Annotated in this window: 17 protein-coding genes and 1 pseudogene; 13 read left to right on the plus strand and 5 right to left on the minus strand. The window is 60.7% G+C overall.

Annotated features, from left to right (window positions below; all coding sequences use genetic code 11):
• Positions 1 to 4 precede the first annotated feature (4 nt).
• The 3 genes from J1C49_RS10555 to J1C49_RS10565 all read right to left on the minus strand — a co-directional run bounded on the left by J1C49_RS10555 (position 5) and on the right by J1C49_RS10565 (position 3247).
• Positions 5 to 1522 carry a tripartite tricarboxylate transporter permease gene (locus J1C49_RS10555; protein WP_227445789.1) on the minus strand — a complete coding sequence of 506 codons (1518 nt, stop codon included), beginning with the start codon at positions 1520 to 1522 and terminating at the stop codon, positions 5 to 7.
• A gap of 12 nt (positions 1523 to 1534) precedes the next feature.
• Positions 1535 to 2020: a tripartite tricarboxylate transporter TctB family protein gene (locus J1C49_RS10560; RefSeq protein WP_227445790.1), complete on the minus strand. Its 486-nt coding sequence runs from the start codon at positions 2018 to 2020 to the stop codon at positions 1535 to 1537.
• 243 nt (positions 2021 to 2263) lie between these two features.
• Positions 2264 to 3247: a tripartite tricarboxylate transporter substrate binding protein gene (locus tag J1C49_RS10565; protein ID WP_227445814.1), complete on the minus strand. Its 984-nt coding sequence runs from the start codon at positions 3245 to 3247 to the stop codon at positions 2264 to 2266.
• A 253-nt stretch (positions 3248 to 3500) separates the two neighbouring features.
• Here J1C49_RS10565 and J1C49_RS10570 point away from each other — a divergent pair, with 253 nt between their 5' ends.
• The 4 genes and pseudogenes from J1C49_RS10570 to J1C49_RS10585 all read left to right on the plus strand — a co-directional run bounded on the left by J1C49_RS10570 (position 3501) and on the right by J1C49_RS10585 (position 8000).
• On the plus strand, positions 3501 to 4736 hold the full coding sequence (locus J1C49_RS10570) for a putative DNA modification/repair radical SAM protein (protein WP_227445791.1): 1236 nt from the start codon (positions 3501 to 3503) through the stop codon (positions 4734 to 4736).
• Positions 4737 to 4743: 7 nt separating this feature from the next.
• The gene (locus J1C49_RS10575; RefSeq protein WP_227445792.1) at positions 4744 to 6162 is read left to right on the plus strand and encodes a UdgX family uracil-DNA binding protein; all 1419 of its coding nucleotides are present in this window, start codon (positions 4744 to 4746) and stop codon (positions 6160 to 6162) included.
• A 180-nt stretch (positions 6163 to 6342) separates the two neighbouring features.
• Complete coding sequence (locus tag J1C49_RS10580; RefSeq protein ID WP_227445793.1) at positions 6343 to 7032, plus strand: metallophosphoesterase family protein; 690 nt, start codon at positions 6343 to 6345, stop codon at positions 7030 to 7032.
• Between the two features lie 317 nt (positions 7033 to 7349).
• Positions 7350 to 8000 (plus strand): annotated as a pseudogene (locus tag J1C49_RS10585) (sugar transferase).
• Positions 8001 to 8221: 221 nt separating this feature from the next.
• Here the strand turns inward: J1C49_RS10585 and ubiB are convergent.
• Both ubiB and ubiE read right to left on the minus strand, forming a co-directional pair.
• The gene (gene ubiB / locus J1C49_RS10590; RefSeq protein WP_227445794.1) at positions 8222 to 9763 is read right to left on the minus strand and encodes a 2-polyprenylphenol 6-hydroxylase; all 1542 of its coding nucleotides are present in this window, start codon (positions 9761 to 9763) and stop codon (positions 8222 to 8224) included.
• A 4-nt stretch (positions 9764 to 9767) separates the two neighbouring features.
• The gene (gene ubiE, locus J1C49_RS10595; RefSeq protein ID WP_227445795.1) at positions 9768 to 10520 is read right to left on the minus strand and encodes a bifunctional demethylmenaquinone methyltransferase/2-methoxy-6-polyprenyl-1,4-benzoquinol methylase UbiE; all 753 of its coding nucleotides are present in this window, start codon (positions 10518 to 10520) and stop codon (positions 9768 to 9770) included.
• 99 nt (positions 10521 to 10619) lie between these two features.
• Here ubiE and J1C49_RS10600 point away from each other — a divergent pair, with 99 nt between their 5' ends.
• The 9 genes from J1C49_RS10600 (at position 10620) to gyrB (ending at position 21275) form a co-directional block, all read left to right on the plus strand.
• Positions 10620 to 11297 carry a hypothetical protein gene (locus J1C49_RS10600; RefSeq protein WP_227445796.1) on the plus strand — a complete coding sequence of 226 codons (678 nt, stop codon included), beginning with the start codon at positions 10620 to 10622 and terminating at the stop codon, positions 11295 to 11297.
• 26 nt (positions 11298 to 11323) lie between these two features.
• Positions 11324 to 11965 carry a hypothetical protein gene (locus J1C49_RS10605; RefSeq protein WP_227445797.1) on the plus strand — a complete coding sequence of 214 codons (642 nt, stop codon included), beginning with the start codon at positions 11324 to 11326 and terminating at the stop codon, positions 11963 to 11965.
• A gap of 124 nt (positions 11966 to 12089) precedes the next feature.
• Positions 12090 to 12941, plus strand: a complete 852-nt coding sequence (mutM, locus tag J1C49_RS10610) for a bifunctional DNA-formamidopyrimidine glycosylase/DNA-(apurinic or apyrimidinic site) lyase (RefSeq protein ID WP_227445798.1) — start codon at positions 12090 to 12092, stop codon at positions 12939 to 12941.
• A gap of 64 nt (positions 12942 to 13005) precedes the next feature.
• Entirely contained in the window at positions 13006 to 13782 is a 777-nt protein-coding gene (locus J1C49_RS10615) for an enoyl-CoA hydratase (protein ID WP_227445799.1), read from the plus strand.
• 305 nt (positions 13783 to 14087) lie between these two features.
• On the plus strand, positions 14088 to 14351 hold the full coding sequence (gene rpsT, locus J1C49_RS10620) for a 30S ribosomal protein S20 (RefSeq protein ID WP_227445800.1): 264 nt from the start codon (positions 14088 to 14090) through the stop codon (positions 14349 to 14351).
• A gap of 500 nt (positions 14352 to 14851) precedes the next feature.
• A complete protein-coding gene (gene dnaA / locus J1C49_RS10625; protein ID WP_227445801.1) occupies positions 14852 to 16216 on the plus strand; it encodes a chromosomal replication initiator protein DnaA in 1365 nt (454 codons plus the stop codon).
• A 200-nt stretch (positions 16217 to 16416) separates the two neighbouring features.
• A complete protein-coding gene (dnaN, locus tag J1C49_RS10630) occupies positions 16417 to 17535 on the plus strand; it encodes a DNA polymerase III subunit beta (RefSeq protein ID WP_227445802.1) in 1119 nt (372 codons plus the stop codon).
• Between the two features lie 142 nt (positions 17536 to 17677).
• The gene (recF, locus tag J1C49_RS10635; protein WP_227445803.1) at positions 17678 to 18784 is read left to right on the plus strand and encodes a DNA replication/repair protein RecF; all 1107 of its coding nucleotides are present in this window, start codon (positions 17678 to 17680) and stop codon (positions 18782 to 18784) included.
• A 73-nt stretch (positions 18785 to 18857) separates the two neighbouring features.
• Positions 18858 to 21275: a DNA topoisomerase (ATP-hydrolyzing) subunit B gene (gene gyrB / locus J1C49_RS10640; RefSeq protein WP_227445804.1), complete on the plus strand. Its 2418-nt coding sequence runs from the start codon at positions 18858 to 18860 to the stop codon at positions 21273 to 21275.
• The last annotated feature ends 66 nt before the right edge of the window (positions 21276 to 21341 follow it).

Raw genomic sequence — 21341 nt, forward strand, 5'->3', positions numbered from 1 at the left:
CCGCTCAATCGCCATCCGCCACACCGCTCTTGCGCGCCCGCGCTCTCCGGGCCCGGTAACTCGGCACGATGACCAAAAGCGCGGCAATCACCAGAAGCCCGAGCGTCATCGGCCGGTCCAGGATAAAGCCGACCCCGTCATAGAGCTGCATCGACCGAGAGAAATTGTCTTCCAGCATGCGCCCGAGGATGAACCCGATCAGAAGCGGCGCGAGCGGGTAATCGGCAAAGCGCAGCACCGTCGCACAGACCCCGAGCCCGACGAGGATCAACAGCTCCGTGGCATTGTTCTGCCCGATATAGCTGCCCATCAGCGTGAAGAAGAGGATGAACGGAATAAGATAGGTGCGCGGGATCGTCAGCACCTTTGCGATATACGGAATCAACGGCAGATTGAGGATCAACAGGACAAGATTGCCAATGAACATCGACATGATCACCGCCCAGAACACATCCGGGCTGTCGACCATCAGGCGCGGGCCGGGTGTCACATTGAGTGCGATGAGCGCACCAAGCAGGATCGCCGTGGTGCCCGACCCCGGAATACCCAAGGTCAGAAGCGGAACGAAAGACCCGGTGCAGGCCGCATTGTTGGCAGTTTCAGGCGCCGCCAGCCCCTTGATGGAGCCCTTGCCAAACTGTTTCTGCTCTTCCTCGGACGCGATGTTGCGCTCAACCGCATAGCCGAGGAAGGACGCAATCGTGGCGCCGGCCCCCGGCAACACGCCGATGAAGAACCCCTGCACCGATTGCCGGCCGATCACCGGCGCGATGCTCCTGGCTTCCGCCCGGGTGATCCGCAGGTTTTCGATCTTGCCCGAACCGGCGCCTTGCGCCCCGCGGGCCGGGTTCATCACGAGAAAGATCGCCTCGGGCAGCGCAAACATCGCCATCGCAAGCGTGATGAAGCTGAAACCCGATTGCAGGTCCATCAGACCCATGGTGAAGCGCGGCATGTTGAAGAGCGCCCCTTCACCCACCGTTGCCATGATCAGCCCAAGCAGCGTCATCAAGACCGCCTTGGCGACATTCCCGGTGCCGGCAAAGGCCGCAATCGCTGAAAGCCCCACAACCATCAGCGCGAAATACTCCGCCGAATGGAACAACAGCGCGATCGTCGACAGCATCGGCGCGAAGATCATCAACAACACGGCGCCAAGCGTGCCACCCGCAAAGCTCGCGATGGCGGCGATCGTCAGCGCCTTGCCGGCCTTGCCGTCACGCGCCATCGGGTATCCGTCGAAACTGGTCGCAACCGTGCCCGCAACCCCCGGCGCGTTGAGCAGGATCGACGAGGTCGATCCCCCGAAGATCGCGCCGTAATAGACCCCCGCAAGAAGGATCAATGCAGCCGACGGATCGCCCAGCGTGATCGCCACGGGGATCATGATAGCAATGATCGACATCGGCCCGAGTCCCGGCAACATCCCGATGAATGTGCCGATCAGACAGCCGCCGATGACCATGGCGAGGTTCGTCAGAGAGAGCGCGGTCGTCAGACCGATCAGCAGCCCTTCAAGCATGGTATCTCTCCCTCACCCCAGAAAAAACGGCAACGGGCGCAGGAAAATTCCAAGCACCCCCTCGACCAGATACCAGACAATCCCGGTCGCCAGAGCGGCAACGGGAAGCAGGATATGCACCTTGCGCTCGCCAAGGATCATCGCTCCGATGGCCAGAAACCCGACCGTGGAAATCAGGAACCCGGCCGGCCTGAGCATGAGCGCGTACAACACCATCAAACCGAGCAACAATCCCGCCTGCCCGATCTTGTATTGGCCGAGCTTGCGATAATCGATATCGGGCTCCTTCTGGTCACCGGACGGTTTTTCGATCCCCAGAAGGATGATCAACGCGGTGATGATCGCCAGAACCGACAGCACCTTCGGAAAGGTCGACGGCCAGACAGGATTGCGTTGCATGAAGGGCGGTAACAGGTCGTCCATGGTGAAATAGGCCGCGTAGCCATAAGCCAACGCGATCCCGAGAATGATCAACGCGATCCAGCGATCCAGCGCCATGTTGAATACCCCCCGTCTGCCGGTTGGCGCGTTGCGCGCCTACCGCCGCTTCTTGTTTGCGATCTTGCGTCCCCGGCATGGCGAAGACCCAAAGAACCCTGGGAATTTTATGCTTTTGGGTGCGGGTTTGACCCGCCGCTCCTGTTTCTTCTGTCCCGAAATACTCGGGGAGCGCGAGGGGCCACGCCCCTCGCACAATCCAAATTGTGCGGCGTCAGCCGCTCAATTGGACGTCCCCATGCCTCACAGGAAGCCGAGTTCGCGCATCAGATCGCCAATGACCTTCTCCTGGTTTTCGAGAAAGCTTTGGAAATCCTCGCCGGAATTGTGGATGTTGACCCAACCGTTGCGCGCACGCACGGCTTCCCATTCTTCGGTGTCATACATCTTCTCGATGGCCATCTGGTAGGCCGAGACCTTGTCTTCGGAAAGGCCCGGAGCGCCGAAGAAACCACGCCAGTTGACGAAGGTCGTATCGATGCCCTGCTCTTTCATCGTTGCCGCATCGGCAAAGGCATCCACGCGTTCATCTGACGTCACACCAAGGATCTTGACTTCGCCCTGCTCCGCAAGGGCCACCGCCTCGGAGAAACCGGTGGACAGAGCCTTGATCTCGCCAGACAGGAGTGCGGCCATCGCCTTACCGCCGGCATCGTAGGGGATGTACTTGACCGCGGTCGGGTCTTCACCCGCGGCTTTCATCACCATGGCCGCCACGAGATGGTCCATGCCGCCGGGAACGGAGCCGCCGCCGATCGCGGTATCGCCCGGGTTTTCCTGGTATGCGGCCAGCAGATCCGCCATCGAGTTGAGCGGGCTGTCGGCTGGCACCACCATCGCAGCATAGTCACCGATCGTTCCAGCAATCAGTGTCAGATCCCGGAAGTTGTGCGGAAACACACCCGTGAGCGAGCGAATGACGATCGGCGTCGAATTCACCATCAACGTGCCTTCAAGGCTCTCGGCGTTTTCGATCATGTAGCCGATGGCCTTGCCGCCGCCACCGCCGGACATGTTTTCGTAGCTCGCCGAACCGACGAGACCCGCATTGGTCAGGGCCTCACCCGTGCCGCGTGCGGTCCCGTCCCATCCGCCACCGGCCCCGCCGGGGATCAGGAAATGCACAGAATCGAGCACTTGATGCCCGCCCGCATAAAGCGGCGCGCCCACCAGGGAAGCCGCTGCTACGGCCGCCATCAACGCCCGGCGGCCAAACGTCGTTTTCATCATGGATCTTCCTCCCAAAAGACAGGGCCATCGTCGCGTGACCCCTATCGGCGATTACCCTTGCAGAAACAGTTCTGCGAAACAAGCATTTTACGCGCGCAAAGTTTATGGCCTCCGCGACCATGCGGATTTGAGTGGGCAGCGCGGTGCCTGACGCGCGGGAGCTCCCGACCGGGTGCGGCGACCGCCCTCAAATCGAGGCACCTGCCTTCCGGGCTTGCCAATGGCACAAAACAGAACATACAGTGAACAAATGGCAAAGATCACATTGCAAAGAAAATTGGAAATTCTCGCGGATGCGGCGAAATACGATGCATCCTGCGCGTCTTCGGGCACCACGCGGCGCGACAGCGGCGATGGCAAGGGGCTCGGCTCGACCACGGGATCGGGCATCTGCCACAGCTATGCACCGGATGGGCGCTGCATTTCACTGCTCAAGATCCTGATGACCAATTTCTGTATTTACGATTGCGCGTTCTGCATCAACCGTGCCTCTTCCGGTGTCGAACGGGCACGTTTCACGCCAGAAGAGGTGGTTTATCTGACCACCGAATTTTATCGCCGCAACTATATAGAAGGGCTTTTTCTGTCCTCCGGCATCATCCGTTCACCGGACGCCACCATGGAGGACATGAACCGCATTGCCCGCAGCCTGCGGGTTGATCATGACTTTCGCGGCTACATCCATCTCAAGACGATCCCGGACGCATCACCCGAACTCATCGCCGAAGCCGGGCGGCTGGCGGACCGGATCTCGATCAATATCGAACTGCCGACCGACCAGGGGGTGGCCCGCTACGCACCGGAGAAGAACCCCGCGACGATTCGGCAGGCCATGGCGGGCGTGCGAGAACGCCGGTCGGCTGCGCGCGAGCGCTCTCACAAGGGCAAACGCCCGCCGCGGTTCGCCCCGGCCGGACAATCGACCCAGATGATCGTCGGGGCCGACGGAGCAGATGATCGCACGATCCTTGGCACATCGACCAAGCTGTATGGCGACTATCGTCTCAAGCGGGTCTATTACTCCGCATTCTCGCCGATCCCGGATGCCTCCCGGACGCTGCCGCTTGCCGCCCCCCCGCTGCTGCGGGAACACAGGCTGTATCAAGCGGATTGGCTGATGCGGTTTTATGGCTTTGAGGCCACTGAAATCGCACCCCCCGATCTGTCAGGCATGCTGGATCTCGATCTTGACCCCAAGCTCGCCTGGGCCTTGCGCAACAGGGCCGCTTTCCCCGTCGATGTGAACAGCGCCACGCGCGAAGCGCTTCTTCGGGTTCCGGGCTTTGGCACCAAGACGGTAGACAGGATCCTGTCCGCCCGGCGGAACGGGCGCTTGGGCTATGGCGATCTGCTGCGGATCGGCGCGCGCCTGAAACACGCCGAGCCATTTTTCACCGCGCGCGACTGGTCGCCCGGCGGGCTGACGGACGCGGCCCACCTTGCCGACCGATACGCGCCAAAACCCACGCAACTGTCGCTTTTCTGAGGTCGCAATGATCGCCGTCCGTCTCCCCCGCACAGGTCTCTGGCCAGCGTTCCGCGACACGGCGCGCCGGCTTCTTGGCGCTCGGATCACGCCTGACATGATCGACTGGGACGTCGAAGGCGTGCCAACCGGGCTTTTTGCCGATCCGGTCCCGGACGCCAAAGGCGCCGCAATGACCCTCAAACGCAGCCTTGCCGGCTTGCTCACGGATCTCACGGCCGTGCGCGGTCCTGAAGGACTGAGCCTGGCCTACAGATTGCTGTGGCGCGCCCACACAGGCCGGCTCGCTCTCGAAGATCGCGCCGATCCCGACATCGCCCGTGCCCGTGTGCTTGCAAAGTCGGTGCACCGGGACTTGCACAAAATGCACGCGTTCGTGCGCTTCAAGGAGGTGACGCCCCATGGGACGCGCCGACGGTTCACCGCGTGGTTCGAACCGGATCATCGCATCGAGGACGCGGCCGCGCCGTTCTTTGCCAAACGCTTCGGCGACATGGACTGGATCATCCGCACGCCAGAGGTCACGATCAGCTTTACGCAAGGCGTGACCCGCATCACCTCCCAGATCAACACCCGGGAAATCACGGACGATGCGCTCGAAGCGCTTTGGTGCAGTTATTACAGCCACATCTTCAACCCGGCCCGACTGAAGGTCGCCGCGATGACGTCTGAAATGCCCCGCAAATATTGGCGCAACCTGCCCGAGGCGGGACTGATTCCCGGGCTGATCGCCGAGGCTTCGGCACGGCGGGACGCGATGATTTCCCAAGGCGCCCTCCCGGCTTCAAGAGAAGCGGCGGTGACGTCGCTCGACGCCTTGCCCGCAGCCCTTGCTGCATGCGAGCGCTGCACAATCGGCTGTCACGCAACGCGTGCCGTGACAGGGTCCGGCCCGGCCAATGCGCCGTTGATGATCGTCGGCGAGCAACCCGGAGACGTGGAAGATCGCGCCGGCGTGCCTTTCGTCGGTCCGGCAGGCGCCGTTCTCGACACCGCCTTGCAGGAAGCCGACATTGGCCGCGACGGGGTATATCTCACGAACGCGGTGAAGCATTTCAAATTTACCCGGCGGGGAACGCGCCGCATCCACCAGCGCCCTGACCGCTCAGAGGTCGAAGCCTGCCGCTGGTGGCTCGACCACGAACGAACCTTCGTCAAGCCGCGCCTCATCATCGCTCTCGGTGCGACCGCCGCGCTCGCGTTGACCGGCAACGGAAACAGGATCCGCGACAGGCGCGGCACAATCGAATGCGACAGCGACGGCAGGCCGGTGCTTCTCACAGTGCACCCGTCCTCCATCCTGCGTCAGCCCGACCCTGCCAGCAGGATCTACGAAGCGCGCAGGTTCGCCGCGGACCTGCGCAACGCGCGGGAGTTTCTGGCCAAGACGGGCGCGCCGCCGGTGCAATCCATAAGCCCGGTGTAATCGGTCGGGCCGTGAGAGCGTCGCGCCCGCCTGGAGCAGTGTTTTCAACTTTGGCTCAGGTCTGCGCTTTTCTCGCCCGACCTGCGTGCTTACATTATGCTGATGCGTTTGCCCTTTTTCAAAAAGCGTCCCGCGCCGCCTTCCCCGGCGCCTGGCTTCGACGCGCCGATCAGACCGGATGTGCCGTTCTATGCCGTGGGAGATTTGCACGGCTGTGACGCGCTGCTCGGAACGCTGCTCGATAAGCTCGAAGAAGCAGGGCATCCGGATGCAAAGCTGGTCACCGTCGGCGACTATGTCGACCGTGGAGAGCAAAGCGCAGCGGTGTTGCGGCGGCTGTGCGATCTGCAATCCCAGGCAGGTGACAACATGATCTGTCTGAAGGGCAACCATGAGGACATGATGCTGGCCGTGCTCGACGATCCGGTGCAGGCCGGCCCGCGCTGGCTGCGGCATGGCGGCCTGCAAACGTTGGCCAGTTTTCGCGTGCCGCCGCCCATCGGGACAACCGACGCACAGGCATGGATCACCATGCGCGACGCTTTGCGCGACGCCATGACCCCCACGCTTGAAGACTGGCTGCGCGCGCTTCCCTTGTCTTGGCAAACAGGCAATGTGGTTGTGACCCATGCCGGTGCCGATCCTGCAAAGCCGATCGACCAACAACGCAGCCAAGTGCTGCTTTGGGGACATCCGTCGTTCGAAACGATCCCGCGGAACGACGGGTTATGGATTGTGCACGGGCACACGATCACCGACACGCCCCGCGCCGTGCAAGGCCGCATTGCAACCGACACCGGTGCCTATGCAACGGGACGCCTGACCTGTGCGCTGATCGAAACAGAGAGCGTTTCGTTCATCCGCGCCTGATCGCGGCGCAAAGGTGAACAAGCACAGATGCGACCTTTGCGAATTAACAAATTGGTTAACGTATCGATATTTCTGACGCGGTAAAAAACCCAACAAAATCAACGCGTTTTTCGACTGGGGGTTGAGTTCGGGAGCGTTACCCGACATCCGGCGCAAGGTCTCAGCCCGATATGGCGGAAATCGGCCAGTTGGGAAGGGCGAGTCAATTGACTTGAGCGGCTTACTGCGGGTAAATAAAAGCTTAATTGGTCGAATTTGAGTCAAATTTGGTGACCCTCTACCAGAGGGCGCTCGAGAGGCGGCGAGTGTTTGATTTTGTGAGCGCAAGAGCCCTGACGGAAGATCTGCCGCATATTGGTGAGCAGAACGTTCGGCCGGCATCCCCTACTTACGGCCCGGCCAAGAGGGCCTTCGACCTTGTCTTCGGCGCCCTGCTTCTCGTCCCAATGGTGGTGGTTGCACTGCTGTTGTTGGTTTTGAACCCGTTTTTCAACCGCGGATCGCTGTTCTTTGTGCAACCGCGTATGGGTCGGGGCTGCAAGCCTTTCAATGCGTTCAAATTCCGCTCGATGCGGACAGTGTCCGGCTCCGTTCGGAATGCCGACGACCCGCTCGAAACAGACAGGATTACATCGCTCGGACGTTTCCTGCGAAAGTCCCGGCTGGATTAATTGCCTCAGGTCCTTAACGTTCTGCGCGGTGAGATGAGCCTGATCGGCCCGCGTCCGGATTGTTACGATCACGCAATCGAATTCTTGCGCGAAATTCCGCACTATCACCAGCGCCATGTGGTGAGGCCGGGCATCAGCGGGCTTGCTCAAACAGAGCTTGGCTACGCCGAAGGCCTTGAAGCGACACGTCGGAAGGTGCACGCCGACATGGTCTATATCAGCCAGATGAGCATGCGCCTCGATATGTGGATCTTCTGGCGCACGCTTGTGGTGGTGTTTCGGCGCAAGGGCACCTGATCCACCGGGCTCGACAAAGCACCTCGAACCCGACTCTACCGAGTATGTCGACGGGTTGCCCATGCCCGACAGGACCCGAAATCCGTCAATCCCCGCCTTCTGATGTCGACACTATGCCGCATCCCGCGTGAACGTGTGCGTTGGGGGGAAGGACCAGTCCTCCCCAAAGACTGCATCACATCCCCCGGCAAACCGCCCCTCGGCACGCATCATTGGGCCGGTCAGTCGATCAGCTGAACCAGCAGTGCGGCGAGGGACAGGCCAATGCCAACCCCCACCATTCCCGCAACCCAAACGGACCGCCGTCTCCAGAAAGGTGCCGTCTCCGGTGGTGGCGGGTCGGCCTGGCGGATCAGCGCCGCCTCCACAAGCTGCGGAAGCCGGGGACCAAACCGCGCCATGACCACAGCTGTCTTGCCAAGATCGCGAAGCGCCGCCTTGGGGCCGATTGCGTTTTTGATGTAGGCCTCGACGACCGGCTGCGCGACTTTCCAGATGTTCATCTTGGGATTGAGCGAGCGCGCGACGCCCTCGACAACCACCATCGTCCGCTGCAAGAGGATCAGCTCCGTGCGGGTCTCCATGCCAAAGCGTTCTGTCACTTCAAACAGGTAGGCGAGCAACTTGCCCATGGAAATCCGCGTGGCGTCCATTCCGAAGATCGGCTCACCGACCGCGCGGAGCGCACGGGCAAACTCGTCCACATCACGATCGGCCGGAACATAGCCCGCTTCGAAATGCACCTCCGCCACCCGCTTGTAATCGCGCCGGATGAAGCCGTAGAGAATCTCTGCATATACACGCCGGGTGTATTCATCGATGTGACCCATGATCCCGAAATCATAGGCAATCACATCGCCATTGGCGGCAACCTTGAGGTTGCCCTGGTGCATGTCCCCATGAAAGAACCCGTCCCGCAATGCGTGGTTCAGGAACAGTTGGAGAATACGCTCTGATAACTCGACGCGATCATGCCCCGCCGCATCAAGCGCATCATTGTCACCGAGCGGCGCCCCTTCGGCCCAGCCCATCGTCATGACGCGGCGGCTCGAATGGTTCCACTTGACATCCGGGAGCTGAAACCCGGCGTCGCCGCTCGTATTCGCGGAAAACTCGCTGGCGGACGCGGCCTCGAGTCGGAGATCCAGTTCCCCCAGCACCACGCCTTCGAAATGTGCGATCACGTCCTTTGGACGCAAGCGGCGCGACGATGGCGACAGGAGTTCGACCATTCCGGCAGCAAAATAGAACGCGTCGATGTCTTTGCGGAAGGCCCGGTCGATTCCCGGCCGCAGAACCTTCACGGCCACGGTCTCTCCGCTGTCCGCAAGCGTCGCGCGGTGCACTTGAGCGATGGAGGCTGCCGCAACCGGTTCCGACAGGTCTGAAAACACCGCTTCGACCGGCATACCCAGCTCTTCGGCAATCACCCTGCGGGCCACCGCCACGTCAAACGGCGGAAGCTTGTCCTGCAAGACGCGCAATTCATTGGCCATGTCCGTGCCGACAAGATCGGGTCTCGTCGAGAGGATCTGGCCAAATTTGATGTAGGCGGGCCCAAGCGCCTGAAGCGCACGCACCACCGGCGGGATAGAGCGGTCGCCCTCGTAGCCAAGCCACTTGAACGGCCAACCAAGCACCCGTGCAGCCACGCGCAACGGGGCTGGCGCATCGAACGCATCCAGAACCACGGCCATCGCGCCGGTCCGTTCCAGCGTCGCGCCAGTGCGCACCAGGCGCCAAAGATTGTGCGGACCACGCATGGGTTCAGATCTTCCAGCCCGAATGCAGACAGGCCACGCCCATCGTCAGGTTGCGGTATTTGGCATTTTCGAAACCGGCGGCCCGGACCATGCCAAGGAATGTTTCCTGATCGGGAAATTTGCGGATTGATTCCACGAGGTATTGGTAACTGTCACGGTCACCGGCAATGACCTGTCCCATGCGCGGGATGATGTTGAAGGAATACAGGTCATAGACCTGCTGCATCATGTCATTCGGAATCTGGCTGAACTCCAGCACCATGAGACGCCCACCGGGCTTGAGCACGCGAAAGGCTTCGTTGAGCGCCTCTTGCGGGCGCGTCACGTTCCGGATGCCAAAGCTGATGGTGTAAACATCAAAACTGTAATCCGCGAAGGGCAACGCCATGGCGTCGCCAACGACCCAGTCAAGCTGATCGGCCCGGGCTTCGGCCTCCGCGCGTTTGCGCCCCTCAACCAGCATCGGCTCCGTCAGGTCGAGCACCGTGGCGTGGCCGTATCCCGCCCGCTTGAGAAATCGAAACGATATGTCACCGGTGCCCCCCGCAACATCGAGCAGGGCCTGACCGGCGCGCGGCGCGAGCCAGTCCATCATCGCGTCTTTCCAGATGCGGTGAATACCAAAGGACATCGCGTCGTTCATCACGTCGTATTTCGACGCCACGGACCGGAAAACCCCTTGAACACGCCCGGCTTTTTCACCCTCAGGCACATCTGTGAACCCGAAGTGGGTCGTCTTTTCGTCAGTGTCTGACATCGTATTGTTCCGTTCCGGCCTTTGTCTTGTCGACTTCTGCCTAAACACATGGTGCGCAGAGGACAAACAGTCAAATGCGCACAAGGGACGCAGGGGAACATGGACGCAGCACCGGTGATGCAGTTTCTGGCTGGCCGTCTCGCAGAAGCGGGCACGCCGACGAGCGTGTTGCTCATGCTCTCACCGTTCCTGATCGGTCTGGCGCTGGCCCATAAGCTTGGCTGGCTTTTCGACGCAAAGGAGGGCCGCGACATCCGCGATCGCAATCCCGGTGCTGCGCTCGAAAAACTGGCAAGTGCCGGAGCCGATCTTCTCCTACCCGGCGGCAATCCCGGAAGCGCCATCCAAACCATCTATGGCGCGGGACGGCAGCGCGCACGCCGCGATAACGCCACGCTTGTGTTCAGAACGAAACTCGGTTGGCGGCTCGGCTACCCGGTGGTCGCAGTGATGCTGCTCTCGTTCTTATTGGCCGATGGCATGCCCACGATCATTGACGTGGCCTCGTTCACCATCATCGGGGCGCTCATCGTCTGGCTTGGATTCTACATCTGGAGCTTTCGCGTGGAAGTTGACCACTCCGAGATGCGGTGCATGACGATGCTTTTCGACATGACCACTTACGATCTCGCCGCCCTGACACATGCGCGCGATTTCGATGACAGCTACACCCTTCATTTTGCCGACGGCGGCTGTGCGCCGATCCCGCGATATGTCGAAGGACATGACACGCTCAAGGAAATCATTCTTTCCACGCTTCATATCAACGGGCGCTGACCCAGACTGCCTACCGGAGATCCACGATGGCACCGCTATTCCTTCTAGAACTCGTCATTATCGCCGCAATTTTCTATATCCCGCTCAGCCGGTTTGCGTGGTTTCGCAAGATGTCCGGCTATTCCGAGATGTTTGAACGCGAGAGCCCCTGGTCGCTCGGCGCAGAAGAGGCCTATGTCGAAAAGATCTCCTCCGCGGGCAGCGGTCCGGCCCGGCGTGAACATGACGTCCTTGTTTGCGAGTCCAATCTGGGGGTCAAAATTCTGGTGCCGACACTTCTTTGTGTCGTCATGTACATGCTGTTGGCGGAGGGCATTCCAAACATTGCTGCCGGTGTTTCGGCCCTTGTCCTTTTTGGCATCGCGCTCTGGTGGTCCTATTATATGTGGGCTTTCAAGGTGGAGGTATCGGGGCACCAGCTTGCCACGATGGACCTGCTCTTGCGCGACCGTGTTTATGATCTCGCTTTGCTCAGGCGCGCCGAGAAAGACAAAAACGGCTGTTACAGGCTCGAATTCAGTGATGGCTCGGTCTGTCACCTGATCAAATACGTGACCGGCCATGATGCGCTGCGCGAAGTCATTCTGGCCGCCTTGCGGCTCAATGCCGAGCATCACAGCTTGCAACACGCTCACGCAAACTCCGGCGCGCGACGCGCGTCAATCTGAGCATCTGGCCGAGACGCGCAATGAAGGCCCGCATACGGGCTTTGCCTATGTGCGTGATAAGGGGCTTGATTTCAGGGGGTATGCGCCGCACCTGTTGCTGCGCAACAGCCCAAAGAGCGCCATCATGCCAGAATTGCCAGAGGTCGAAACCGTCCGTGCAGGCCTTGCCCCAGCCATGGAGGGCGTGCGCATTGCGCAGGCCGCCGTCAACCGCCCTGACCTGCGCTGGCCCTTTCCGCGCGATATGGCCCGCCGCCTGACCGGCGCCCGGGTGGAGCGGCTGCGGCGTCGCTCAAAATACATTCTTGCCGATCTCGATACCGGGGAAACGCTGCTCATTCATCTCGGCATGTCCGGGCGGATGCTCGTTTCTGGCGATCCGCTCGGTCAATTTGTGCATGACCATCCTGCCGCTGAAAAGCATGACCACGTGGTGTTGGACATGGAGAATGGCGCGCGCATCACCTTCAACGATCCGCGCCGTTTCGGCGCCATGGACCTCATGCAGACCGCAACCGCAGAGAGCCACAAGCTTCTGGCGCCGCTCGGACCGGAGCCATTGGGCAACGCGTTTGACGAATCTCACCTTGTCTCGGCGCTGGCCGGGCGGAACACTCCGATCAAATCGGCCTTGCTGGACCAGAAAATCGTCGCCGGATTGGGCAATATCTATGTTTGCGAAGCACTGTTCCGTGGCGGCATCCACCCGGCGCGACGCACCCGCCGCATTTCCCGCGCACGAACGGCCAGCCTCGTTCCAATCATCCGCGACGTGCTTCGCGCAGCCATCGAAGCCGGTGGATCATCCCTGCGAGATTTCAGGCAAGCCGATGGAAATCTTGGATACTTTCAGCACAGCTTCGATGTCTATGGCCGCGAGGGAGCGCCCTGCCGCACGCCCGGTTGCAGCGATACCGTGCGGCGGATCGTGCAATCCGGACGGTCGTCCTTCTATTGCCCAAGCTGTCAAAGATAGCTTGAACTGCCCGAATCCCGTGCTAAGCCTGTGGTTCTGACGGAACCGGACGGAGCCCCGCATCATGGCCTTTGAGACGATCATCGTCGAGAAAGAAGACCACGTCGCAACCATCAAGCTGAATCGCCCTGACGCCCTGAACGCGCTCAACACCCAGCTTTTGGGTGAGTTGAGTTCCGCGCTTGCAGAAGCCGACGGCAATGACAAGGTGCGTTGCATCATCATCACGGGCTCGCAGAAAGCCTTTGCCGCCGGCGCAGACATCAAGGAGATGTCGGAAAAGAGCTATGTGGAGATGTTCCTGTCGGACTTCTTCGGCTCTGAAGGCCGCGCCATCACGTCGACACGCAAGCCGGTGATCGCCGCTGTGGCGGGCTATGCGCTCGGCGGCGGCTGTGAACTGGCAATGATGTGCGATTTCATCATCGCCGCTGACAACGCCAAATTCGGCCAGCCCGAAATCAATCTCGGAGTCATTGCCGGCCTTGGCGGCACCCAGCGTCTTACGCGGTTCATCGGCAAATCCAAGGCGATGGACATGAACCTCACCGGACGGTTCATGGATGCGGAAGAGGCCGAACGGTCGGGCCTCGTGTCGAGGGTCGTGCCAGCCAAGAAGCTCATGGAAGAAGCGCGTGCCGCTGCGGAGAAGATTGCCGAGAAGTCGATCCCATCGACCATCGCGGCGAAGGAAGCGGTGAACCGCGCCTATGAAACAACCCTCTCTGAAGGGTTGCTTTATGAGCGGCGACTGTTCCATTCGCTCTTTGCAACCGAAGATCAGAAAGAGGGCATGGCTGCCTTCATGGACAAGCGCACCGCGCAATTCCGCGACAAGTGAGCGTCAGCACGCTCCTGCGAAGCAACGTCCAAGCCCCGACCTCGGCGTCGGGGCTTTTTTGTGTCAGCGCGGCTGCCCGTCACGTGGCGTCTCTCGCGGTGCCTATCGAACTCATCCGATCATCGCGCTGGGCGCGGTCGCTCCCGCAGAGGGGTTTTCAAAGCGAAAGAATTGGTCTAAGAGCGCCTTCGAAATGCGCGTGATGCCCGCTTGGCAAGAATCGGTCCGATACTGGTTACGGGTCAAGCAATGCGTTGCGCTCCGAACCGACACCGGCTTTTAGCCGCCTCAAAGGACTGATCATCATGGCAAATTCGCCCCAGGCAAAAAAACGCGCCCGCCAGAACGAAAAACGCTTCGCTGTCAACAAAGCGCGTCGCTCGCGTATCCGCACGTATCTTCGCAAGGTGGAAGAGGCGATCGAATCCGGCGACAAGGCCGCCGCACAGGACGCGCTCAAAGCTGCTCAGCCGGAGCTGATGCGCGGTGTGACGAAGGGCGTTTTTCACAAGAACACCGCGTCGCGCAAGATTTCGCGCCTGTCGGCACGCGTAAAAGCGCTTGGCTGAAAAGCCACACTGACCAACTCTGACCAATCGTCAATTTGGTATTTTCTCGAAGAGGCACCGCTATATGTGGTGCCTTTTTTTCGTGGGATGTCAATTTTCGATCAGTGCGAGATTCTTTTCAGGCAAGTGGCCTGTCAAGCGTCACTTTCGGTTGCCCGGGTTCCTCCCCCCTTGGTAATTTGAGCCTGCGAGTCGCCTCGCTGGGGGGACAGGTAAGCAGGCAAGGGTGTGACAACCAGAATGTCTGCTTCGTCTGGATTTGGTGGTCCGGACGTGCGGGAGAAATTCCGGCCAGTCCATTACATACAACGGGTCGTAGGTCCCGATGCCTTCCGTGGGGACAGAAGGCAACGGTATCCTGCATCCTATGCGTATCTGCGTGCCACGTGGCATGCGGCATACGTCGTGTGTCCTGTGCGTTGTGGCGTGCCAACAATGGCGGTCCAACCCGGGTATCCCGGTGTCGGTTCCGCAAGGGCGAATGACGAGACGGGGGACCGATGACGAAAGATCACTGGGGCACGCTGCAGGAAGTGCTGTCGAAAACAGTCGGCAAGAACAATTACAATACCTGGATAAAGCCCCTGAAATTCAAAGGGATGTCGGACGAAGGCGTTGTCACGCTTCTGGCGCCGACAAACTTCTTCGGCAATTACGTATCTCAGAATTACGGTGATCTTCTCCTCTCGCAGATGGCCAAGGTGGATGAGGATGTGCGGCGCATCGCTTTCCGCGTCGATACCGGAGTGCCAGCAGGTCGGCCGGCCAGAAAGGCCGATACTCGCGCGTCCCGGGATACGGCTTCTGCTGTCAATGGCTCGGAGATCGCGGGCGCACCGCTCGACAAGCGCTTTACCTTTGACACATTCGTTGTGGGCAAACCGAACGAGTTGGCCCATGCGGCTGCGCGGCGTGTTGCAGAGGGCGGTCCGGTGGCTTTCAACCCGCTGTTTCTTTACGGCGGTGTCGGCCTTGGCAAGACCCACCTCATGCACGCCATCGCTTGGGAGTTCCGTGCCCGACGGCCGGATATGACCGTGCTTTACCTGTCCGCGGAGCAATTCATGTATCGCTTCGTTCAGGCCCTGCGCGAAAAGAAGATGCTGGACTTCAAGGAAATGTTCCGCTCGGTCGACGTGCTCATGGTCGACGACGTGCAATTCATCGCCGGGAAGGATTCCACGCAGGAAGAGTTCTTCCATACGTTCAATGCCCTTGTCGATCAGAACAAGCAGATCATCATCTCGGCCGACCGGGCGCCGGATGAAATAAAGGATCTCGAGAACCGCATTCGCAGTCGTCTGCAATCGGGTCTGGTTGTTGACCTGCATCCCACGGATTACGAACTGCGCCTCGGGATTCTCCAGTCCAAGGCAGAGACCTACAAGCTGCATTACAGCGGTCTGGAAATCGATCAATCGGTGCTCGAATTCCTTGCTCATCGCATCTCGACAAACGTCCGCGTGCTCGAAGGGGCTCTGACCCGTCTCTTCGCCTTCGCGTCACTGGTCGGACGGCCGATCGACATGGAGCTTGTGCACGACAGTCTCGCGGATGTTTTGCGGGCCTCGGAGCGCAAGATCTCCATCGATGAGATCCAGCGCAAAGTGGCCGAACATTACAACATCCGTCTTGGCGATCTGATCGGCCCCAAACGGGTTCGCAATTTCGCGCGGCCCCGACAGGTCGCCATGTATCTGTGCAAGCACCTGACAAGCCGATCGTTGCCGGAAATCGGCCGCCGCTTCGGTGGGCGTGACCACACCACGGTCATGCATGGGGTGAAGCGGATCGAGGAGCTGCGTCAACAGGACAGCCAGATCGACGAGGATGTCGAAATGCTGCGCCGGTCGCTCGAAGCCTGACCACGGCAAGGCCCGTCGCTTGAGATTGAGTCCCGGCGGGCACATGTGCCGCTTTGCGCAGCCATGCGGAGCGGCACTGTCTTGACGGGTCTTGTTCCTTTACAGAGAAAGTTCGAAACGGGCTTGGCGGCGGACGCTGGCGCGGCTAACGTGCGCGTCCGGGTCAGGGATGGACGCGTCCCGCAGCGAAGGAAATGGGCATGAAAATCAGCATGGAACGCGCGACGCTTCTGAGAGCCGTCGCACAGGCGCAATCGGTTGTGGAACGGCGAAACACCATTCCGATCCTTGCCAATGTGCTGATCGAAGCCGAAGGCGAAACCGTCACCTTCCGGGCAACCGATCTCGATATCGAAGTGCTCGACAAGGCGGTCGCACAGGTCGAAAAGTCTGGCGGTACGACGGTTTCTGCGGTGACCCTGCACGAGATCGTCCGCAAGCTGCCGGATGGCGCGCTGGTCGTGCTTTCAGACGATGCGGCCGCAGGGCGGCTCAGCGTGTCTGCCGGACGGTCCCAGTTCAACCTCGCAACCTTGCCGAAGGAGGACTTTCCCGTCATGGCCTCCTCGGAATATTCGTCGAACTTCACGGCCAAGGCCAATCAGCTGCGCCGGCTGTTCGACAAGTCGAAATTCGCGATTTCCACCGAAGAGACCCGCTATTACCTCAACGGTGTCTATATGCATGTGGCAGAAGCCGATGGCGGGCGTGTCTTGCGCTGTGTGGCCACTGACGGACACCGTCTCGCGCGGATCGACAGCGACCTGCCCACTGGCGCAGAAGACATGCCCGGCGTAATCGTGCCCCGCAAAACGGTGGGAGAGTTGCGCAAACTGCTGGAAGAGGACGACATGGATATCGCCGTATCCGTCTCCGAAACCAAGGTGCGCTTTGCAACGCCCGACATCACGTTGACCTCCAAGGTCATCGACGGCACCTTCCCGGACTACACCCGTGTGATCCCGCAAAACAACACCCGCAAGCTCGAAGTGGATGCCGCGGAATTCGCCAAGGCCGTGGACCGCGTCGCCACTGTGTCGTCGGAACGCTCGCGCGCGGTAAAGCTGCAGCTTGACGAGGACCGCCTCATCCTTTCCGTGAATGCGCCAGACAGCGGCGCGGCGGAAGAAGAGCTTGCCGTCGCCTATGGTGACGACCGGCTGGAGATCGGCTTCAACGCAAAGTATCTCCTTGAAATCGCCAATCAGGTGGACCGGGAAAACGCGGTTTTCATGTTCAACTCTTCGGGTGATCCGACCCTGATGCGCGAAGGCAATGACACCTCCGCCGTCTATGTGGTCATGCCGATGCGCGTGTGACGACGCCAGACCGCGCCGGTTGGCACAGCCGATCTTGGTGCCGAAGTGCAGTCGGCTCTCGTGATGTGTTTCAAACAGTGTCGCGCCTTTGACAGGGTTTGGTCATGCAAGGTCGTGAAGAAATCCAGCCCTCGGACGCGCGATGCACCTGACGTCGCTTTCCCTGTCGCATTTCCGATCGCACCGGCTGTCCCGGCTTGAAATCGACGGGCGGCCGGTCGCTGTCCACGGGCCGAATGGCGCCGGCAAGACAAACCTGATCGAAGCAGTATCACTGTTTTCGCCGGGCCGTGGATTGCGTCGTGGTTCCGCCCAGGACATGACGCGGCGTCCCGAGGCGATCGGCTGGAAAATCGACGGGTTGCTGCATCACGCGGAGGGTGTCAGCGAGATCAGCTTCGCCTCCGACAAGGGCGCGGCGCGGCGCGTGCAGATCGACGGGAAGACAGCCTCACAGATCGCACTAGGGCGGATCGCGCGGGTTGTCTGGCTGGTTCCGACCATGGACCGGCTCTGGATCGAGGGCGCCGAAGGACGGCGACGCTTTCTCGACCGGATGACGCTCAGCTTCTTTCCCGACCATGCCCAGGCTGCGCTCGACTATGAAAAGGCCATGCGGGAACGCAACCGCTTGCTCAAGGAGCAAGTCCGGGATCCGCATTGGTATCGGGCTCTCGAACACCAGATGGCCCGCACAGGTGCCGTTATCGTTGCCAATCGCGCCGAGGCGCTGGAACGCCTTCTGTTGGCTCAGGCGGCGGCAGAAACCGCCTTCCCGGCAGCAGATCTTGCGCTCTCGACACCCGACGGGCCTGCTCCCGAGACCGCCGAGGCGCTTGAACACGCGTTGAAGGACGGGCGCGCGACTGACCTGCGCGCGGGGCGCACGCTTGTCGGTCCGCACCGCACCGATCTGCAAGGCCGCTTTGCCGCGAAGGGCATTCTCGCATCCGATTGCTCCACCGGCGAGCAGAAGGCGTTGCTGATCTCGTTGATCCTCGCCAATGCCCGCGCCCTGCGAGACACCATCGGCACGCCACCGCTTGTGCTACTCGATGAGGTTGCGGCGCATCTTGATGCAAGCCGTCGCGCGGCGCTTTATGACGAGATTTGCGCGCTTGGCGCACAAGCCTGGATGACCGGCACCGGGCCGGAACTCTTTGCGGAACTGGGCGCACGGGCGCAGCAATTCATCGTTACCGAAAACGCGGGAATTTCAGAGGTTTCTGCATACATGCCGGAGGCCTGAACCGGCGGTCAATTGCGTGACATCCCTTGCGCAAGCGGCTATAAAATCAGGCAAAAGAACAAAGGAAACGGCGATGTCCGAACCCGCAGGCGATCCAAACGCATACGGCGCAGATTCTATTAAGGTTCTCAAAGGCTTGGAGGCGGTCCGCAAGCGCCCCGGCATGTATATCGGTGACACCGATGATGGCTCGGGCCTGCATCACATGGTCTACGAGGTCGTCGATAACGGGATTGACGAGGCGCTGGCTGGTCATGCCGACTTCGTGCGTGTGAAAATCCATGCCGACAGTTCGGTTTCTGTCCGTGACAATGGCCGCGGAATTCCCGTCGACTTGCATGCCGAGGAAGGCGTTTCCGCCGCAGAAGTCATCATGACCCAGCTGCATGCAGGCGGTAAGTTCGACCAGAACAGCTACAAGGTCTCCGGTGGTCTGCATGGCGTCGGAGTCTCCGTCGTCAACGCGCTTTCGGTCTGGCTCGAACTGCGGGTCTGGCGCAACGGGAAGGAGCACTATGCCAAGTTTGCGCATGGCGACACGGTCGAACACCTGCGCGTCGTCGGCGACTCCAACGGTGAGACCGGCACGGAAGTCCGGTTCCTCGCTTCGACCGAAACATTCTCCAATCTCGATTACAGCTTCGAGACGCTCGAAAAGCGCCTGCGAGAGCTGGCATTCCTGAATTCCGGCGTGCGGATCATCCTTGAGGATGAGCGCCCGGCCGAGCCTCTCAAGACGGAGCTGCATTACGAAGGCGGCGTGCGGGAGTTCGTCAAGTATCTCGACCGCTCGAAGCAGTCGGTGATGCCCGAACCGATCTACATGGAAGGGGAAAAGGACGGCATCGGGGTCGAGGTCGCGATGTGGTGGAACGACACCTATCACGAAAATGTCCTGCCCTTTACCAACAACATCCCGCAGCGCGATGGCGGCACGCATATGGCGGGCTTCCGTGGTGCGCTGACGCGAACCATCACCCGCTATGCTGCCGAGAGCGGCATCTCCAAGAAGGAGAAGGTGAGCTTCACCGGGGACGATGCCCGGGAAGGGCTGACCTGTGTGCTTTCGGTCAAAGTGCCGGATCCGAAATTCTCCAGCCAGACCAAGGACAAGCTTGTCTCCTCGGAGGTGCGCCCGGCGGTCGAGGGCTTGATGAATGAAAAACTGGCCGAGTGGTTCGAAGAAAACCCCAACGAGGCCAAGATCATCGTCGGAAAGATCGTCGAGGCCGCTCTGGCGCGCGAAGCCGCCCGCAAGGCGCGCGAGCTGACCCGGCGCAAGACCGCGATGGACGTGAACTTCCTCGCTGGCAAGCTCAAGGATTGTTCGGAGAAGGATCCGTCCAAGACCGAGCTGTTCCTTGTCGAGGGTGACAGCGCTGGCGGCTCCGCGCAGACCGGCCGTGACCGGCGCACCCAGGCGATCCTGCCTCTGCGCGGCAAGATCCTCAACGTGGAGCGCGCGCGGTTCGACAAGATGCTTGGCAGCCAGGAGATCGGCAACCTCGTGATGGCGCTTGGCACCGGGATCGGGCGCGACGAGTTTGACGTCTCCAAGATCCGCTACCACAAGATCGTCATCATGACCGACGCGGATGTGGATGGGGCGCATATCCGGACGCTGCTCCTGACGTTCTTCTATCGCCAGATGCCGGAGCTCATCGAGAACGGCTATCTCTACATCGCGCAGCCGCCACTGTTCAAAGTCGCACGCGGCAAGTCCGAGGTGTACCTCAAGGACCAGCCCGCCCTTGAGGACTATCTTGTGCAGCAAGGCGTGGAGAGCACCCATCTGACGCTTGGCACCGGTGAGGTCATCACCGGCCAGGATCTTGTGCGCGTGGTCGAAGAAGCCCGCCAGCTCAAGCGCGTGCTGGATGCCTTTCCCACGCATTACCCGCGCCACATCCTCGAACAAGCCGCGATTGCCGGGGCCTTCGTGCCGGGCGCCGTGGAGGCCGATCTGCAAGGAGTTGCGAACAAGGTGGCGGCACGGCTCGACCTGGTGGCTCTGGAATATGAGCGCGGCTGGACAGGCCGGATCACGCAGGACAAGGGCATCCGCCTGGCGCGGATCCTGCGCGGCGTCGAAGAAGTGCGGACGCTGGATGGGCCGATGCTGCGCTCCGGCGAGGCGCGCCGCACCGGCAGCTTTACCGAAAGCCTACAGCAGATCTATGGCACGCAAGCCATGATGGAACGCAAGGACCGGCGCGTGGTGATCCACGGACCGTTGGAACTGCTCAAGGCGATCCTTGACGAAGGGGAAAAGGGTCTGACGCTGCAACGCTACAAGGGTCTCGGCGAGATGAACCCCGGCCAGCTTTGGGAGACCACGCTCGACCCGGACGCGCGAACGCTTTTGCGGGTCACGATTGACGACATGGCCGAAGCGGATGACCTCTTTACCAAGCTGATGGGAGACGTGGTCGAGCCGCGGCGCGAATTCATCCAGACCAATGCGCTGAGCGTGGAAAATCTCGACTTCTGACGCGCAATGCGAAAAACCTGAACACGCAACGCTGCCTGAAATCAAAGAATTCATTGCGTTGAGTGA

Origin of the sequence: Cognatishimia sp. F0-27 (assembly GCF_020667845.1) — a bacterium.
Taxonomy (GTDB): Bacteria; Pseudomonadota; Alphaproteobacteria; order Rhodobacterales; family Rhodobacteraceae; genus JAFMPQ01.

Bases quoted from the DNA above. Each gene is read 5' to 3' on its own strand.
- J1C49_RS10555 (WP_227445789.1), bottom strand. From the start codon at position 1,522: ATGCTTGAAGGGCTGCTGATCGGTCTGACGACCGCGCTCTCTCTGACG.
- J1C49_RS10560 (WP_227445790.1), bottom strand. From the start codon at position 2,020: ATGGCGCTGGATCGCTGGATCGCGTTGATCATTCTCGGGATCGCGTTG.
- J1C49_RS10565 (WP_227445814.1), bottom strand. From the start codon at position 3,247: ATGAAAACGACGTTTGGCCGCCGGGCGTTGATGGCGGCCGTAGCAGCG.
- J1C49_RS10570 (WP_227445791.1), top strand. From the start codon at position 3,501: ATGGCAAAGATCACATTGCAAAGAAAATTGGAAATTCTCGCGGATGCG.
- J1C49_RS10575 (WP_227445792.1), top strand. From the start codon at position 4,744: ATGATCGCCGTCCGTCTCCCCCGCACAGGTCTCTGGCCAGCGTTCCGC.
- ubiB (WP_227445794.1), bottom strand. From the start codon at position 9,763: ATGCGTGGTCCGCACAATCTTTGGCGCCTGGTGCGCACTGGCGCGACG.
- ubiE (WP_227445795.1), bottom strand. From the start codon at position 10,520: ATGTCAGACACTGACGAAAAGACGACCCACTTCGGGTTCACAGATGTG.
- J1C49_RS10600 (WP_227445796.1), top strand. From the start codon at position 10,620: ATGGACGCAGCACCGGTGATGCAGTTTCTGGCTGGCCGTCTCGCAGAA.
- J1C49_RS10605 (WP_227445797.1), top strand. From the start codon at position 11,324: ATGGCACCGCTATTCCTTCTAGAACTCGTCATTATCGCCGCAATTTTC.
- mutM (WP_227445798.1), top strand. From the start codon at position 12,090: ATGCCAGAATTGCCAGAGGTCGAAACCGTCCGTGCAGGCCTTGCCCCA.
- J1C49_RS10615 (WP_227445799.1), top strand. From the start codon at position 13,006: ATGGCCTTTGAGACGATCATCGTCGAGAAAGAAGACCACGTCGCAACC.
- rpsT (WP_227445800.1), top strand. From the start codon at position 14,088: ATGGCAAATTCGCCCCAGGCAAAAAAACGCGCCCGCCAGAACGAAAAA.
- dnaA (WP_227445801.1), top strand. From the start codon at position 14,852: ATGACGAAAGATCACTGGGGCACGCTGCAGGAAGTGCTGTCGAAAACA.
- dnaN (WP_227445802.1), top strand. From the start codon at position 16,417: ATGAAAATCAGCATGGAACGCGCGACGCTTCTGAGAGCCGTCGCACAG.
- recF (WP_227445803.1), top strand. From the start codon at position 17,678: ATGCACCTGACGTCGCTTTCCCTGTCGCATTTCCGATCGCACCGGCTG.
- gyrB (WP_227445804.1), top strand. From the start codon at position 18,858: ATGTCCGAACCCGCAGGCGATCCAAACGCATACGGCGCAGATTCTATT.